Origin of the sequence: Streptomyces eurythermus, from assembly GCF_014649115.1 — a bacterium.
GTDB lineage: Bacteria > Actinomycetota > Actinomycetes > Streptomycetales > Streptomycetaceae > Streptomyces > Streptomyces eurythermus.
Window position 1 is genome coordinate 24512 of the sequence record NZ_BMSK01000030.1, and the last position, 16117, is coordinate 40628.

The following is a 16117-nucleotide window of genomic DNA, read 5'->3' on the forward strand; positions in this document are numbered from 1 at the left end:
GAGACCCGGTGACAACTCGGCTCATCGTGTGAGCCGCTGACAGGATCCTTCAGCCCGCCGGGTGGGAGCCCGGGGTGTGGCCGAAGGTGCGGCGGAAGACATCGATGAAGGCGCTGGTGGACGACCACCCGCACTGGTGTGCCACCGCGGTCACCGGCATCCGCTCGGTCAGGAGGACCAGCGCGTGCTGGAGACGGAGTTGTGTGCGCCACTGCGGAAAGGTCATGCCGAGATCACTGCGGAACAGCCTGGACAGGGTACGGTCGCTCGCCCCGACCTCGCGGCCGAGTTCGGCGAGGGTGCGGCCGTCGCCCGGGGCGGCCCGCAGGATGTCACACAGCGTGCGCAGCAGGGGTGCGGTGGGGGTGGGCAGGTGCAGCGGCTGCTGGGGGGATGCCCGTAGCTGGTCGAGGAGCACGGCGCGCAGGCGGGCCCGTTCGGGGCTGTCGTCGTCCTCGACGCGGGTGTAGGCGATGATCAGTTCGCGCAGCAATGGGCTGACGGCCAGCACGGTCGGAGCGTCGAGACCGAGCGGGTTCTCGGTGGCGGGCAGCCCTACCAGGTGCAGGTCGAGTTCGCCGTAGGCCCGGTGCGCGTGCACGGTGCCGGCGGGCACCCAGATGGCACGCGTGCCCGGGGCGACCCAGGATCCCTCGCTGGTCGTGACGGCCAGCACACCGCGGCCCGCATAGACGATCTGGTGATCGTCGTGCCTGTGGGCACCGATCGAGCCGCCGGACGCCAGCGACTGGGTGCGGGTCGGGGCTACGGGATCGTGGCGGACTTCCGTCATCATGTGGCAGTTTATCGGAAGCGCGACACGATGCCGGGCCCGGAACATGACGGGATGCGAAGGAACACATCGATCATTCTGCTGGCCGTGGGTCACGCGTGTGTCGACATCTACCAAGGTGCCGTGGCGGCCCTGGTGCCCTTCTTCATCGCCGAGCGCGCCTACACCTACTCGGTCGCCTCGGGCATCGTGCTGGCCGCCTCGCTGCTGTCCTCGGTGGCGCAGCCGGTGTTCGGCGCGCTCACCGACCGCTGGGCCATGCCCTGGCTGCTGCCGGTCGGCACGTTCCTCGGCGGGGTCGGTATCGCGCTGAGCGGCCTCAGCGGCTCCTACCCGCTCACCCTCGCATTCGTCGCGATATCGGGGCTCGGCGTGGCCGCCTACCACCCCGAATCCGCCCGCGTCGCCCGCATCGCCGGCCAGGGCAGCCACCGCGCCATGAGCTGGTTCTCGACGGGCGGCACCATCGGCTTCGCGCTGGCCCCGCCCCTGGTCGCCGCCGTGACGGCCACCGGAGGACTGAGCCGGACACCCCTGCTGGTGGTGCCGGCCCTCGCCGGTACCGCGATGTGCCTGCCCGTCGTGCGCGCCCTGCGGCGCGGGCAGGCCACCGGGTCCCGCATGACGAGGCCCGCCGGAAACGACGACACCGCTTCCTTCGTGAAGCTGTCACTGGCCGTCGTTTTCCGGTCGATCGCGTTCATCGGTCTGAGCACTTTCCTCTCGCTGTACGCCCGCCAGCGCCTGGGCGGCGGCACGGCCGCGGGCACCGCGGCCCTGACCGTGCTCTACCTCGGCGGCGCGATCGGCTCGGTGCTCGGCGGGGCCCTGGCCGCCCGCTGGGACCGGGTGACGGTCTCGCGCTGGTCGTACCTGATCACGGCCGCGGCCATCGCAGGCGTGGTGTGGGTGCCCGGCCCGGCCCTCTACGTGTTCGTGGCACTGACCTCGGGCGGCCTGTATGTGCCCTTCTCGTTGCAAGTCACGCTGGGCCAGGACTACTTGCCGTCCCGTGTCGGCACCGCCGGCGGGATCACCCTCGGCCTGGCCGTCAGCATCGGCGGCCTGGCCGGCCCCGCCCTCGGCAGCCTCGCCGACGCCACGTCCCTGCACACCGCCCTGGCACCTCTCGTCCTGATGCCCGTGCTGAGCTGGCTGCTCTTTCGCACCCTGCCCGAACCGGACGTGCCGCGGTTTCGGCCCGAGGCCCCTACGAAAGAAGGCGCCGCCGCTGCCGCCACCGATCCCACCCCTGCCGACTCCCGATGACCACTCCCTACGACGAGGCCGTCATCACCCGTCAGATCGGGGCCGCGCGCGAAGAGAGAAGAGGCCGCCGGTTTTCGCTGATGAACGTGCACGGACGCCTCCGCTGCGCATACCGTCGAAGGCGACTGACGGAACGGTTCGGGGCCGGGTACCGCACCCGGCTGACCGGCCCCACTACAAGGAGCGGCTGAGTCTTGGGACTTGACAGGAAGAAGGAACGTGGCGAGCGGGAAGAGAAGGCCCTGCCGCCCCGGACCTCAGCGCCCCAGAGCACCGAAGCGGCGCCCTTCTTGGGGAATCGCCAGGTGGGGCAGCCGTCCCTCATGGCCGTCCAACGTACGGCGGGGAACGCTGTCGCCGCCGCGCGCGTGCAGCGGGTGACCGACGAGGAACGCGAAAAGGCCAACGCTCGGCGAGAGCGTTGGGCCAAGCGCGCCGACAACCGCGGCGGTACCCAGCCGGCGGCGAGCTTCACCACGCACCAGACCCCGTTCGGGCCGTACAACGAACGCCCCGGGCGCGGAGGGGCTCCGTTCATCAGCAGCAACAGGGAGCAGTATCCGGGAACCCAGGGCGACGACCGCTATGTCCGCGAGGGACAGAACCAGTTCGACGGCCTGATCCCCGCACTCGACGCCGAGCATTTCGACATTCTGGTCGAGGCGCTGAAGGGGGGTCAGCTGAGCGAAGAGCAGATCGACCAGCTGAGCGACGAGCAGTGCCGGGCGGCGGCGATGCTCATGGGCATCGCCAAAGCCGAAGAGGTGCGCGAGCCGGGAGCGATCAAGCACATCCGCAGCGCGCTCCGCCGGCAGGCCAACCCGGAACACGAGGCACCGGAGTTCCTCAACGACTTCCCACAGGCCCGTATCGGCGGAGCCCAGCATGAGAAGCGCGTCCGATCGGGCAAGGCGCGGCGGGCCTCGCCCGAGGTCGAGACGATCCTGGAGGCATCGTCCTCGTCGGACGAGGCCATGTCCGACCACTGACGCCGAGTCGGCGGCCGCCTCCTTCCACCGGGATACCCGAGCCGAGCCGCGAACGCGCGAGGGCCGGTACCCCGTCGGAGCCAAGTCACCGGGGGGAGCGGGACCGGCCCTTCGCGGCGGCGATGAACTGCTTCCCGAGGGCGCTGCCGCTGTGGGCCGTGCGGGCCGGTGTGGCCTGGTGGGCGGCCCCGGCCTGCGGCTGCGACTCGCCGCCGGGACCGCCGGTGGACCATCGTCGCCCACGGCCACGAGCCGACCGTGCTGCTCGCCGGCGCTGTCCGCGCGACCACTGCCGACCGCACCAGCCACGGGAGAAGAAGATCGGGAGTCGGCCGCGGGCACCGGGAACACCGGGCCGCGCGGCCAGGCCACCGGTCCTTCGCGGTGGCCGGGGCCGCGCCATCGGCTGCCTCGTGGCAGACGGTCGCCGTTACGGCGGCGACCGCGAGCCCGGTGGCGGAGCCGGCACCGGTTGCGACGGCGGCACGTGAGAGCGAGGTGGTGCGCCCGGTGCCGGAACGCATGCTTCCGTCATATGAGCGTCATGAGCCTGCCAGCCTTCTGCCCCGTCGTCGTGGTCACGGCCCTGTCAACTGCCCCTGCACCGACCGCGACAGGGGAGAGACCGGATGACACCCGCAGCACGCCCGTCCCAGCACGCCCCCGAACTGCGCGCCGCCGCCAGGCACCTCGGCCGGCGCCGCTTCCTCACCGTCACCGGCGCCGCCGCCGCGCTCGCCTTCGCCGTGAACCTGCCCGCCGCCGGTACGGCCGCCGCCTCCGAGCTCGACGCCCGGAGAATCACTGACGACCCCTTCACGCTGGGCGTGGCCTCCGGCGACCCGCTTCCGGGCTCCGTCCTGCTGTGGACCCGGCTGGCCCCGCAGCCGTACCAGCCCGACGGCGGACTGCCCGCGCAGCGCGTCACCGTGCACTGGGAACTGGCCCACGACGCGAACTTCCGCCGGATCGTCAGGCGCGGCACCGCGCCCGCACACCCCGAGTTCAGCCACACCGTCCACGTCGAGGTGCCCCACCTGCCGGCGGACCGCGTGTTCTTCTACCGCTTCCGGGCCGGCGCGTGGCTGAGCCCCACCGGCCGCACCCGCACCGCCCCGCTGCCCGGCACCCGCCCCGCCGCGCTCACCCTGGGTGCCGTCTCCTGCCAGGCCTACGCCGACGGCTACTACACCGCCTACCGCCACCTCGCGGAGGACGACGTGGACGTCGTCTTCCACCTGGGCGACTACCTGTACGAGTACGCCGTCAACGCCACCGGCAACGACCGCAAGTACACCGACCGCACCCTGCCGTCCCACTACAACCGCGAGACGGTGACGCTGGAGGACTACCGGCTGCGCTACGCCCTGTTCAAGTCCGACCCGGACCTGATGGCCGCGCACGCCGCACACCCCTTCGTCGTCACCTGGGACGACCACGAGACGGAGAACAACTACGCCGATGACACCCCGGAGGACGGCGGCTCCTCCGAGGAGTTCCTGCTGCGCCGCGCCTCCGCCTACCGCGCCTACTGGGAGAACCAGCCGCTGCGCCGGCCCCAGCTGCCCACCGGCTCCGACATGCGGCTCTACCGCCGCCTGCACTGGGGACGGCTCGCCCAGTTCGACGTCCTGGACACCCGTCAGTACCGCTCGGACCAGGCCTACGGCGACGGCTGGCAGTACCCCGGCCCGGAGTCCGAGGACCCGGCGCGCACGCTCACCGGTGCCACGCAGGAGCGCTGGCTGATCGACGGCTGGCATGCCTCGCGGGCGCTGTGGAACGTCGTACCGCAGCAGGTCACCTTCTCCCGGCGGTACAACACCACCGCCACACCCTCCAAGGTCTCCATGGACTCCTGGGACGGCTACCCGGCCTCCCGCGAGCGGCTCCTGGCGGGGGCCGAGGCCGCCGGCGTGGAGAACCTCATGGTCCTCACCGGAGACGTGCACGTGCACTACGCGTTCGACATCAAGCGCGACTTCGACGACCCCGCATCCCGGACCGTGGGCACGGAGATCGTCACCACGTCCATCACCAGCGGACGCGACGGAGCGGACCGGCCGGGCAACTGGGCCACCTACCTCGCGGCCAACCCGCACATGAAGTTCTACAACGGACGGCGCGGCTACGTGACCGTCACACTCGGCCAGGAAGCGGCCCGCGCCGACTTCAAGACCGTCCCCTACGTCACCAGGCCCGGCGCACCCGTCACGACCGCGGCGTCCTTCATCACGGAAGCCGGCGCCCCAGGCCTCAAGCCGGCCTGACCCCCGACACGGCAGCGAGGCACACAACCCCACCCGAGCCCCCGACGCGAACGCCCCCGGCCCTGCGGCCAACCTCCCGTCTGCCGCGCGACATCGGGAAGGACGGGAACCACTCACTACCCTGTCGCCGGAACCCGGGCCGTACGCGGGCACCGGCCACTCCTCGATGCGGGCACAGGACCTGCCCCGGTCACGGCTGGGGGTGAGATCGGCCGGTGCCGGCGCGGCATAGACGAGCGGGATGAGGGGGGTGGGGGCCCGGCGGCACCGCAGGGGGTGGATGCCGTAGCCGAAGGCACGATGACGACGGGCCGAGCGGTGCGGGTCGAGGGTGTGCGGATCGCTGATGACGGCCGTGACCCGGCTGTCGGCGATGGTGGTCACGGTCTGCCTGGCGACCTCCGCGGCCCGGGCGGCGGACCGCAACACCCCGTCGGCGCTCGACAGCAGGTCCAGCAGCTCCTCCGCCATACCGGAGACGAGTACCGAATCCCGGCCCCGACTCCTCGGGGGGCGCTGGGATGTTCCAGCAGCGTCAGCACACCGAGCGCGATGGTGTTCGCCATGTACGAGCGGATGCCGGCGCATGCCCACGCGCTCTCCTCCCGGCTGGACTCACCGGGTACGATCCGCCGTGACTCCTCCCCGGCGAAGCCGTGGTCGCCCAGGACGCGGCAGATCGCCATCGACGGCGCCGCCGACGCGAACGCGGGCCCAGGGCACCTGGTCTGCCGGCGGGAATCTCGGATGCGGCCTGATGGGTGCGCAGGCGGAGACGGTCGTGTCGGTGTGGGGGAGTCCGCTGCGCGGCCCCGCGATTCCCCGGACGGGAGACGGCGGTCTGCGGCATACCGAGGGCTTCCCCTGTGCCGCTTGCGTCATCTGCCGCGCCGTGCCCGCCAGTTCCGTGACGCGTCCGAGCGCGGCGCCCACTGCGTCGGCTGCGTCCTCCTTGGATGACAGCACGCTGCCGTCACCACCGAAGAGGTTGGCCGTCCAGTACCCGCACATTCTGCCGGAGCAGCAAGGGGAGGGCGTATCACACGGAACATATCGGGATGACCCAGTTGAAGAGGAAGGCCGGGGTGCTGCCGGTCGGGTCGGCGTGCGGTTGACGCGTGTGGTCGCCGGTACAAGGCTCTTCTTGATCGACGCATTCTGGTGTCGGGTGGATACGTAACCGGGCAACCGTGGGGGTTCGGAATGGGCGTGGACCTGGAGGTTCTGGAGAAGGGCGCTGTCCTCGGCGATCCGTGGGAGGGCGTGGACGCGGCCGGTCTGGCACGGGCCGCCCGCGAGCAGTCCGAGCGGCCCGTGCCCGGGGTGGATGACATGGCGTCCTATTTGGCGGCGCAGGTGTCGGACGCTTCTCACCGGGAGGTAGTCGGCCCCTTGCTGAACGGGCAGGGTGCCAGCGGTGTCGTCGTGCGGCGCGGCACGGTGATCGCGGCGTGGGGGGACCCGACGCGGGAGGAGATGGCGTACAGCGCGACCAAGAGTGTGCTGTCGCTGGTGGCGGGGATCGCCTACGACGACGGGCTGTTACGGCTGGACGAGCCGGTGTCCGCCTCCCTGGACCTGGCGCAGTTCGCGGACGCGCACGGGTGTGCGATCACCTGGCGCCACCTGCTGGAGCAGACCAGCCAGTGGGAGGGCGAGCTGTGGGGGAAGCCGACGTCGGTGGACGCGCAGAGCACCCGGGAGGGCACGGAGTCGGCGGGCGGCCCGCCGGGGGAGGGCTGGGCGTACAACGACGTCCGCGTGAACCTGACCGCGCTGGCTCTCACAGTGCTGCTGCGGCGCTCCCTGCCGGAGGTATTGGGGGAGCGGATCATGACGGCGATCGGCGCGTCACCGTCCTGGTCCTGGCACGGCTACACCGACTCCGTCGTGGACCTCGGCGGCACCCGCGTACCGGTGGTGTCCGGCGGCGCGCACTGGGGCGGCGGCCTGTGGATTAGCGCCCTCGACCTGGCCCGCATCGGCCACCTCTGTCTGCGCGGCGGGATGTGGGGTGACCGGAGGGTCCTCTCTCGCCGGTGGATCGAGGAGATGTGGACACCCTGCCGGGTCAAGCCCAACTACGGCCTGTCCTGGTGGCTGAACGACGACCGTACGGTCTGGCCCGCGGCCCCGTCGACCGGCCGCTGCGCCCGCGGCAACGGCGGCGGCCATCTGCTGTGGGTCGACCCGGCCCGCGACCTGGTGGTCAGCTCCCGCTGGGGCGCGGAGGTCGAGACCCTCCTGGCCGCGGTGTCGCAGGCCGTGACGCCTCACGCGCGACCCTTCACCACGTGAGGCCCAGCACCGCCCATACCGCTGTGGATGGTCGAGCACCGCGGTCGGCATGTGCTGCGCGTCCGGGTGGGTGCCGACGCCGAGGCGGCGGTCGCGGCCCGGGCCGCCTTGAACGACGAGGAGTACCGGGGACGCGAAGACTTGAACCGACGGGCGGGGCGAGAGCCAGGCGGAGCGGCCGGAGTCAGTCCCGGAAGGGGCAGCCGCTGTGCGGGTGGTCGTCGGCAGTCCGGGCCGGGGCAGGGACGGGGACCTCTGGCCGTACGGTGATCTGGGCCGGGCGTCCGACGACGGCGCGGCGGCGCAGGGACAGGCCGCGCAGCGTGAAGCGGACAGGAGCATCCAGGCGGGGACGGCGAGTCCGGCCGTGACGGGGCGGCCGGAATGCGGGGTGGCTACCGGGGAAGGGACAGCGTACCGACCCTGCGCAATCCGGCGTGCGGGCACCGGCGCACCTGCCTCGCCCGGTACTGGCTCAGGTGCCCCTGTGCATGCGGCTCCCTGAAGGAGCGGAAACAGCGTGCCGCGACGTCGCTCTGATACTGCGCTCGGACGCGTGATCACGCTTTCGTCTCCGCACCGGTGTTGCCCCGTCGACAGGGCTGCTGAAAACGGACGCGTGCCGAATCCGAGACCCCGGGACGGGGCCTGGACCGTTGTGCGAGCATGCCTCGCTACCCGGTAGGAGGATCGATGCCAGATGGGCGCCGGAGTGGGCCGCCGCACGGGTGAGCCGCCGGCCTACTTGATACCGCGCCGCCTTCTGATGGAAGGCGGCGCGGGTTCCGGCCTGCTCGCGTTCACGCGATGCGCGCCACCCCGCCCCAGCCGGCGCGGTCGGTCAGGCGGCCGGTGTTCGCGTCGGGACGCCAGCGAGGCCAACTGGTGAAGCCGGGTTCGACGAGTTCCGTGCCTTCGAAGAGTTCCACGGCCACCGACGGTTCACGGAAAATGTACGGGATGGCCCCGGACCGGTTGTATTCGTCCTGCACCACTTGGTGTTCCGGGTCGGAGGCGGTCGAGTGGCTCAGGGAGAGATAACTTCCCGAAGGGAGCCGGTCCACCAGCCTGCGTACGAGCCCGCGCGCCTCGTCCCAGTCCACGATGTGGCCCAGGACATCGTTGATGACCAGAGCGATCGGCTTGTTCATGTCGAGCGTCCTGGCCGCGCCGTCCAGGACGGCGTCAGTATCCCGCATGTCGCTCTGCACGTAGGCGGTAGCCCCCTCGGGAGTGCTGGTGAGCAGCGCATGGACGTGGAGCAGCACGATGGGGTCGTGATCCACGTACACCACTCGGGAGTCGGGCGCGATCCGCTGTGCGACTTCGTGGGTGTTGTCGCGCGTGGGCAACCCGGCCCCGAGGTCGATGAACTGACGAATACCGGCGTCCCGGGCCAGGAACGTGATGGTGCGCCGAAGAAAGTCCCGTGATTCGCCCGCGAACGGCACGATATTGGGGTATTTGCTGCTGTAGGCGTCACCGGCCGCCTGGTCTGCCGGGTAGTGGTCTTTCCCGCCCAGCCAGTAATTCCAGACGCGAGCGCTGTGAGGAACGGACGTGTCGATCCGGGGGGACGGACGCGTGGGTTCGGTCATGCCGGCACTTCCTTCGACTCATCAGGGTGTATGGCGATGACGCAGGCGTGTTCCAGAAGTACGTGACACACCATCATCACATGGAGACTACTTGGCACTCGACGGTTCCGGGCAGCTCTCCTTCACGAACCACGTGGTCAGGGATCTCCGGCACATCGCCCCGATACGGAGTGACCCTCGGCTGCCGGACATGACATGTACGGGGCCATCCAGGGGGTGGGCCTGCAGGGTGACATCGGGGCGTTCTGTGGCCGCCGGCAGCGCCTGCCGCTGCCGGACCGTCCCTCGCTACCTGCCTATCGAGCAGGAGGCCCGTGTCCGCCCCGCCCACAGCACCGACGAGCGTCGCTTCGGTGTCCGCCGGACACCCGGTCCCCACAATCCCGCATCAGTCAATAGCCGTATGAGCCGGCGACCGCCCAGGCGCGAGTCCACAAGCTGGAGTGGGAGTGGATCTGCGGCCGGTAGGCCGACCGCGAAGACCCACACGAAGTGGCGGCCGCGCGGGTCACCTTCCCGGCTGAGCCTGTCACGTTCGTCATCGTGCCCGTGCCGCGTCCGGCCGTCGACGACATCGACCAAGAGCTGGATCTCGTCCCTCGAGGACCTGGCCTCGGGAACACTGCTACAGCGCGTCCGAGCCCGCCGGTCATCTCCGGCCGTGGCGTTTGACGCGGAACCGCGCCGTCTCGACGTGGCCCCCGACGCCCCGGCGAGCGGCACGAGGCCGCGGGGGAGCACGCCGAAGCTGGTCGCGGCCGCTGACGAGGAGGTGATGCCCGTACGCTGACACGTGCTGGCGCTCGTGCCTGTGGAGACCGCTCCCGTCAGGGCGGCTGCCAGCCGGAGAACCGATCACGGAGGGAGACGAGCTGTCGAAAGGGCGAGCAGGTCACGGGTGCGGCGCGTGAGAAGCTCGCGCGGGAGATGGAGGAGCAGTACGAGGGCGGCAGGTCGATACGGGCCAGCGCCGAGGCGTACGGCCGGTCGTACGGCTTCGTCCATCGCGTCCTGACCGAGCCGGGCGTCTCCTTGCGCCGACCGGGGCGGGGAGAACCCGCAGGGGCGCCTCGGGCCGGCCGCCTACTCAGGCCGGTAGCCGTCCTCCGCCGGGTGGCCCGCCGCTCCGGTGCAGCGGTGGATCGCCGGCCGGCAAGCGCCGTGCCGACGAAGGGCACCATCCGGCTGCCAAGCCGTCCCGGCCCGATCCCGCAGAGGAAGGCGAGGAGCCGCAGCACTCGCCCGCCAGGGCGTCCGGCCCCGGGGCCGGACTGGGCGACGCAGGTCCGACTGGAGCAGAGCATGCCCGCATCATCGCGGCCGCCAGCAAGTCGGCCGACCGCACGGTGGTGTACGCCTCGCGTGCCGTTCTTCGAGCCGGCCGACCCCGCAAGACCTCGGGCGGCAGCCACCGCACTCGTCCGCATCACCAACCACCAGCAAGCCGCAGTCGAACCGCCACTGCTCCACCGCGCCGTCGCCGAACTCACCACAGCGGCCGACAACCCCGCGCCCACCCGAGTGACCGACTACAACGAAGGCGACTTCCACGGTCACATCGAACGAACCCTGCGCAGCGCGCCTATGGATGCGCCGCAGACGGCCCTCGCGGCCTGTCTGCCCCGCGTCGAGCGCGACCGCGACGGCCGCCGCACACGCACCGCCCTCAAGGAACTGTTCCCCGCTCCGGGGAGCTTGGAGCAGAAGTGCGCCCGGACAGCCCCTGACGGCTTGCCCAACGTCATGGAGCGCGAAGAACGACGGGGCCCGGGCCGCCGTCATCCCCTCCGCGCTGAGCGGCAACGAGACCGAGATCATCAAGAACGGCAGATCGCTCGGCGGGGCCACGCTGGTCGACCCGAAGGGCAAGAAGCGGTCTTGATCGCGGCCCGTCTCGCCCGGCGGGTGGACGCGGGGATCGAGCTGTCGCCGTACGACCCGCTGCGCTGACCCGGCAGTTGCTGCGGCCTTCCTCAGGAGGCGGGCACGCCGGCCGCACCCGTCCCGGTGGTGGTGTTCGGGGAGGGGAAGTGGGGCAGTACCGTCTCGGCGAGTTCTTGGAGGACCTCCTCCACGGGCCGGTCGCCCGGGCGGAGATTGAACGAGACGTGGGCGACGCCGAGTTCGCCCATCGCGCGCAGATGCTCGACGAGGGCGCGGCTCCCGGTGCGCAGGCCGAGCCGGATCGGGGTCGCGGCCGTCGCCGGGTCACGGCGGCCAGGTGCCCGAGGTGGGTGAAGGTCTCGAAGACCGAGCCGGCGTCGCCGAATTGCTCGGGGTCGTAGAGCGGCACGTCCCGTACCCACAGGCCCGCGAAACCCGATGTGTCGGCGAGGCGGGCCAGTTCGGTGTGGCGGGTCAGGTCGGGGACGCCGAAGGGCTTGCCGGCGGCCTGGCCGGCACGCAGCCGGGTGGCGCCCCAGTCGTTGTCGAGGGGCAGTTCGAGACCCAGGGTCGGCAGGCCCGCGGGGTTCACGAGCCGGTCCAGGGCGGTAGGAGTGGGGGACATGGCCAGGGGAGTCTTTCAGCGTCGCGAGGAGGCAGGAGCGGTGGGGGCGCGCACGAGGCGGGGAGGGACGGCTCGCGCGGGCGGGACCTGCCCTCCGCGCCCGCGCGAGCCGGGGCAACCCGGCGGGGCGGCGCGAAGGGGCGCCGCCCCGCCCGGGCCGGCCGGTAGGAGCCGGGTCAGTTGAGCTGGTCGGGGTGCGGGCCCGTGCGCAGGTCGCGGTCCAGTCCGGCGATCGCGGTCATCTCGTCGTCGGTGAGGGTGAAGTCGAAGACGTCGAGGTTCTCGCGGATGCGGGCGGGCGTCACCGACTTGGGGATGACGACGTTGCCGAGCTGGAGGTGCCAGCGCAGGACGACCTGGGCGGGCGACTTGCCGTGGCGGGCCGCGATCGTGGTGATCGCCTCGTCCTTGAGGACGGCACCCTGCGCCAGCGGGCTCCACGCCTCGGTGACGATGCCCAGTTCGGCGTGGACCGCGCGCAGTTCGCTCTGCTGCAGGCCGGGGTGCAGCTCGATCTGGTTGACCGCCGGGACCAGCTCGGAGTCGGCGAGGAGGCGCTTGAGGTGGTCGGGCTGGAAGTTCGACACGCCCGCGGCACGGATCCGGCCCTCGGCGACGAGCTTCTCGATGGCCTTCCAGGACTCGCGGTACAGGTCGCGGGCGGGGGTGGGCCAGTGGATCAGGTACAGGTCGACGTGGTCCAGGCCCAGCTTGGCCAGGCTGGTGTCAAAGGCCTTGAGCGTGGCGTCGTAGCCCTGGTCGGCGTTCCACAGCTTCGTGGTGATGAACAGGTCCTCGCGGGCGATCCCGGAGTCGGCGAGGGCGCGGCCGACGCCTGACTCGTTCCCGTAGATCGCGGCGGTGTCGATGCTGCGGTAGCCGGCCTCCAGGGCGGAGCTCACCGCGGCGGTGGTCTCCGCGTCGGGGACCTGGAAGACGCCGAAGCCGAGCTGCGGGATCTCGACGCCGTTGTTGAGGGTGACGGTGGGGATGCTGCTGTGCGTTGCCATGGTGCGGGTGGCCTTTCAGGCGGTACGGGTCGTACGGGGGGTCAGGGTGTAGTGGACGGTCTGGGCGCTGATGAGTCCGTCGCGGAAGACGAACGTGTCGACGCCGTCGGTGACCTCGTGGGTGTCGGTGGTGGCGCTCCACTGAAGGAACAGCACGTCACCGGCGAACTGCGGGGTCAGCTGCCAGTCGGCGTCCGGCAGATCGGCGAGCAGGGCGCTGATGCCCCGTCGTGCTCCCTCGCGTCCCCTGAGGGTCCCCTCGGGGGTGAGGAAGACGGCGTCCTCGGTGTAGTTCTGGCTGATCAGGTCGAGGTCGCCGGTGCCGAGCCGGTTGCTGTGGTCGGCGAAGACCTCCTGCGGAGTGCGGCTCACCGGGCGAGTGCGGCGAGCGCGGCGGTGGCGAAGCCGTGGTCCTGCTCGGGGGCGCCGCCACCGACACCGATCGCGCCGATCAGCCGGCCGTCGCGGTGGACGGGGATGCCGCCGGCGATGAAGAGCAACGGCTTGTCGAGGGCGGTGGGCAGCGAGTGGAAGAGGCCGCCGGGCTGGACGGCGTCGACGAGGTCGGCGGTGGGCGCGTTCAGCTGGAGGGCGGTGTAGGCCTTGCGGGTGCTGGTCTCGCCGGAGATCAGGACGGCCCGGTCGTCGCGGCGGAAGGCTAGCAGGTGGCCGCCCGCGTCCAGGACGGTGACGCTGACCGTCACTCCGGCGGCCTCGGCGGCGCGCCGGGCGGAGTCGACCAGCAGCTCGGCGTCCCGCGTGGTCAGCGGGGCGACAGGGGCCGGTGCGGTGGTGGTGCTCACGAGGAATTCCTTCTCGGGAATGTATCGGGGATCTATCGGGGGAACTCGGGGACAGGACTGGGAGCGGGTCAGACCGTTGCCGGGGCGGGCTCGGCCGCCGTGGAGTCGGCGACCACGCGGCTCCCCGTACGGGTGCGCCGGTCCAGGCGGGCCGCGAGGAAGGCGAGCAGCAGCGCCGTACCGGAGAGGATCGCGCCGACCCAGTTCGGGGCGGTGAAGCCGAGGCCCGCGGCGATCACGACACCGCCGAGCCAGGCGGCGAGGGCGTTGCCGAGGTTGAAGGCGCCGATGTTTGCGGCGGAGGCAAGGGTCGGTGCGGCGGCGGCCTGGTCGAGCACCCACTTCTGCAGCGGCGGCACGGTCGCGAAGCCGAGCGCGCCGATCAGGGAGAGCGTGATCGCGGCGAGGATCTTGCTGTGCGCGGTGGCCGTGAACAGCAGGAGGGCGGCGGTGAGGGCGGCGAGCGCGGTGAAGAGCATCGGCATCAGGGCGCGGTCGGCGAACTTCCCGCCGAGCAGGTTGCCGAGGAACATGCCGATGCCGAACAGGACGAGCAGCCAGGTCACAGCGCCTTCGGTGTACCCGGCGACCTCGGTCATCATCGGCGTGATGTAGGTGATCGCGGCGAACACACCGCCGTACCCGAGGACGGTCATCGCCATCGCGAGCCAGACCTGGACGTTTCGAAAGGCAGTGAACTCGCCGCGGACGCTCACCGACTCCGGGCGGCCGGTCTCGGGGACGAGCTTGGCCACACCCAGCAGGCCGATCACGCCCAGCGCGGCGACGAGGGCGAACGTGACGCGCCAGCCGGCGGCCTGTCCGATGTAGGTGCCGCCGGGGACGCCGACGATGTTGGCCACGGTCAGTCCCATGAACATCAGGGAGATCGCGGAGGCCTTCTTCTGCGGGGCGACCAGGTCGGCGGCGACGACGGAGCCGATGCCGAAGAACGCGCCGTGCGCGAGGGAGGCGACGATCCGTCCCGTCAGCATGAGGCCGAAGCTGGGGGCGGCGGCGGAGAGGGCGTTGCCGGCGATGAACAGGCCCATGAGGAACATGAGCATCTTCTTGCGGGAGACCCGGGTGCCGAGGACCGTCAGCAGCGGGGCGCCGATCACGACGCCGAGCGCGTAGCCCGAGACCAGATAGCCGGCCGTCGGGATGGTGACGCCGAAGTCTCCTGCGACCTGGGGCAGCACACCCATGATCACGAATTCGGTGGTGCCGATCCCGAAGGCCCCGATGGCAAGGGCCAGGAGCGCGAGGGGCATGGGAGTACCTTCCAGATGATTGCGTGCGGCGGTTACGTGACACAACAATAGTTGCAGGCGCTGGATAAGTGCAAACGGGGTCAACCGTGGTATGCATTAGTCGGCGTGTGCAACTATTGGGAGGATGGTCCGACGAAGGAGACCCGATGACCGCCACCGCCCCCGCACTCACCGCCCTGGCCCACGGCTGGTGCGCCCTTTCCCTGCTGCACGGTCGGATCGAGTCCCACCTGGAGCACGCCCTCCAGACCGGACATGGCCTGAGCGTGCGTGAGTACTCCCTGCTCGACGTGCTCAGCCGCCAGCACGACGGAGAAGGCGGTCACCTGCAGATGAAGCAGGTCGCCGACGCCCTCGTCCTCAGTCAGAGCGCCACGACCCGCCTGGTCACCCGCCTCGAGACCCGCGGCCTGCTCGCCCGCTACCTGTGCCCCACCGACCGCCGGGGCATCTACACCGACGTCTCCCAGGAGGGCCTGACGCTCCTCGAGGAGGCGCGCCCCACCAACGAGGCCGCGCTGCGCGAAGCCCTCACCGAAGCCGCCGAGAACCCGCAGCTCACGCCCCTTGTCCAGGTGGTCGAGGCCATCCGCACGCCGGCGGTGGTGGCCACAGCGTGAAGGCCATCGCCCTGAACGCATACGGCGCGGTCCGGACGATCTGCGGTACACCGAGCCGCCGGACCCGAAGGCCGCGCACGGCGAGGTCCTGACTGAAGCGCATCTGCCCCTCACATCACAGGAGTCGTGTGACCACGGCTTTCGCACAGTCCACGGAGACTGCCGCTCGTGTCGCCACGGAAGGCCGGGTTATTACCAGGGATCGGCCGGACGCCGATGAGGTCCACAACCCTCGGACCTTGATCGCCGCACTTTCGGTCAGACAAGGGCGTGTTCCTCAATGGGGCGAAGGTGCGGCCGGCCGGGGACCTGGTGGTGTTCGACGTGAGAATCCCCCATGCCGGTGCCATGACTCCCCGCCCGGACTCGCCCGAGCTTGACGCGCTGCGCGAGCGAGTTTCGGCCTTTGTCGCCTTCGGCCGAGGCGGTGAACGCACGAGGATGTTCTCGCAGGGGAACATGAGGCGACAGCGACGTCAGCTCGGCCTTTCCGGGAAGGAGGCGGTGATGGCTGTGGACGGAGGGCATGCGGCTCTCCTCGCCCCACAGGGTGTCCTTGTGTGGGAGGAGAGTTGAGTTCACCGACGCGCAAAGCGCGGCCTGATCGCTTCCGGCGGGGACCTGGTCGGGTGATGCGGTGACCAAGTCCGGGAAGCCACCGGCGCCAGGTGGAGTGCAGCCGGT

At 71.0% G+C, this 16117-nt stretch carries 13 protein-coding genes and 1 pseudogene; 7 read left to right on the plus strand and 7 right to left on the minus strand.

From position 1 onward, the window contains the following. Nucleotides 1–49: 49 nt before the first annotated feature. On the minus strand, nucleotides 50–793 hold the full coding sequence (locus tag IE251_RS37290; RefSeq protein ID WP_229897111.1) for an AraC family transcriptional regulator: 744 nt from the start codon (nucleotides 791–793) through the stop codon (nucleotides 50–52). Nucleotides 794–847: 54 nt separating this feature from the next. Between IE251_RS37290 and IE251_RS37295 the strand changes: the two genes are divergently transcribed. The 4 genes from IE251_RS37295 to IE251_RS37310 all read left to right on the plus strand — a co-directional run bounded on the left by IE251_RS37295 (nucleotide 848) and on the right by IE251_RS37310 (nucleotide 7619). Beyond that, nucleotides 848–2062, plus strand: a complete 1215-nt coding sequence (locus tag IE251_RS37295; protein WP_189757383.1) for an MFS transporter — start codon at nucleotides 848–850, stop codon at nucleotides 2060–2062. A gap of 194 nt (nucleotides 2063–2256) precedes the next feature. Beyond that, nucleotides 2257–3051: a hypothetical protein gene (locus tag IE251_RS37300; RefSeq protein ID WP_229897101.1), complete on the plus strand. Its 795-nt coding sequence runs from the start codon at nucleotides 2257–2259 to the stop codon at nucleotides 3049–3051. 629 nt (nucleotides 3052–3680) lie between these two features. Further along, nucleotides 3681–5321, plus strand: coding sequence for an alkaline phosphatase D family protein (locus IE251_RS37305; protein WP_189757384.1), 1641 nt, complete (start codon nucleotides 3681–3683; stop codon nucleotides 5319–5321). 1209 nt (nucleotides 5322–6530) lie between these two features. Further along, on the plus strand, nucleotides 6531–7619 hold the full coding sequence (locus IE251_RS37310; protein WP_229897102.1) for a serine hydrolase domain-containing protein: 1089 nt from the start codon (nucleotides 6531–6533) through the stop codon (nucleotides 7617–7619). 800 nt (nucleotides 7620–8419) lie between these two features. On the opposite strand, the gene IE251_RS37315 is transcribed toward IE251_RS37310, so the two are convergent. Continuing rightward, a complete protein-coding gene (locus tag IE251_RS37315; RefSeq protein WP_189757386.1) occupies nucleotides 8420–9217 on the minus strand; it encodes an SAM-dependent methyltransferase in 798 nt (265 codons plus the stop codon). Between the two features lie 927 nt (nucleotides 9218–10144). On the opposite strand from IE251_RS37315, the pseudogene IE251_RS41825 reads away from it, so the two are divergent. Both IE251_RS41825 and IE251_RS37320 read left to right on the plus strand, forming a co-directional pair. Continuing rightward, nucleotides 10145–10270, plus strand: a pseudogene (locus IE251_RS41825) (helix-turn-helix domain-containing protein); the annotation flags it as partial. A gap of 309 nt (nucleotides 10271–10579) precedes the next feature. After that, entirely contained in the window at nucleotides 10580–11167 is a 588-nt protein-coding gene (locus tag IE251_RS37320) for a hypothetical protein (protein WP_189757387.1), read from the plus strand. 23 nt (nucleotides 11168–11190) lie between these two features. Here IE251_RS37320 and IE251_RS41475 read toward each other — a convergent pair whose 3' ends face one another. The 5 genes from IE251_RS41475 to IE251_RS37345 all read right to left on the minus strand — a co-directional run bounded on the left by IE251_RS41475 (nucleotide 11191) and on the right by IE251_RS37345 (nucleotide 14813). Further along, complete coding sequence (locus IE251_RS41475; protein WP_229897103.1) at nucleotides 11191–11349, minus strand: hypothetical protein; 159 nt, start codon at nucleotides 11347–11349, stop codon at nucleotides 11191–11193. A 553-nt stretch (nucleotides 11350–11902) separates the two neighbouring features. Beyond that, nucleotides 11903–12736 carry an aldo/keto reductase gene (locus IE251_RS37330; RefSeq protein WP_189757388.1) on the minus strand — a complete coding sequence of 278 codons (834 nt, stop codon included), beginning with the start codon at nucleotides 12734–12736 and terminating at the stop codon, nucleotides 11903–11905. 15 nt (nucleotides 12737–12751) lie between these two features. Further along, nucleotides 12752–13108 (minus strand): nuclear transport factor 2 family protein, encoded by a 357-nt coding sequence (locus IE251_RS37335; protein WP_189757389.1) that lies wholly within the window; start codon nucleotides 13106–13108, stop codon nucleotides 12752–12754. Further along, complete coding sequence (locus tag IE251_RS37340) at nucleotides 13105–13539, minus strand: GlcG/HbpS family heme-binding protein (protein ID WP_189757390.1); 435 nt, start codon at nucleotides 13537–13539, stop codon at nucleotides 13105–13107. The genes IE251_RS37335 and IE251_RS37340 overlap by 4 nt, the downstream gene beginning before the upstream one ends. A 68-nt stretch (nucleotides 13540–13607) precedes the next feature. Further along, on the minus strand, nucleotides 13608–14813 hold the full coding sequence (locus IE251_RS37345; protein WP_189757391.1) for an MFS transporter: 1206 nt from the start codon (nucleotides 14811–14813) through the stop codon (nucleotides 13608–13610). A 146-nt stretch (nucleotides 14814–14959) separates the two neighbouring features. Between IE251_RS37345 and IE251_RS37350 the strand changes: the two genes are divergently transcribed. After that, a complete protein-coding gene (locus IE251_RS37350) occupies nucleotides 14960–15433 on the plus strand; it encodes a MarR family winged helix-turn-helix transcriptional regulator (RefSeq protein ID WP_189757392.1) in 474 nt (157 codons plus the stop codon). Nucleotides 15434–16117: the final 684 nt, after the last annotated feature.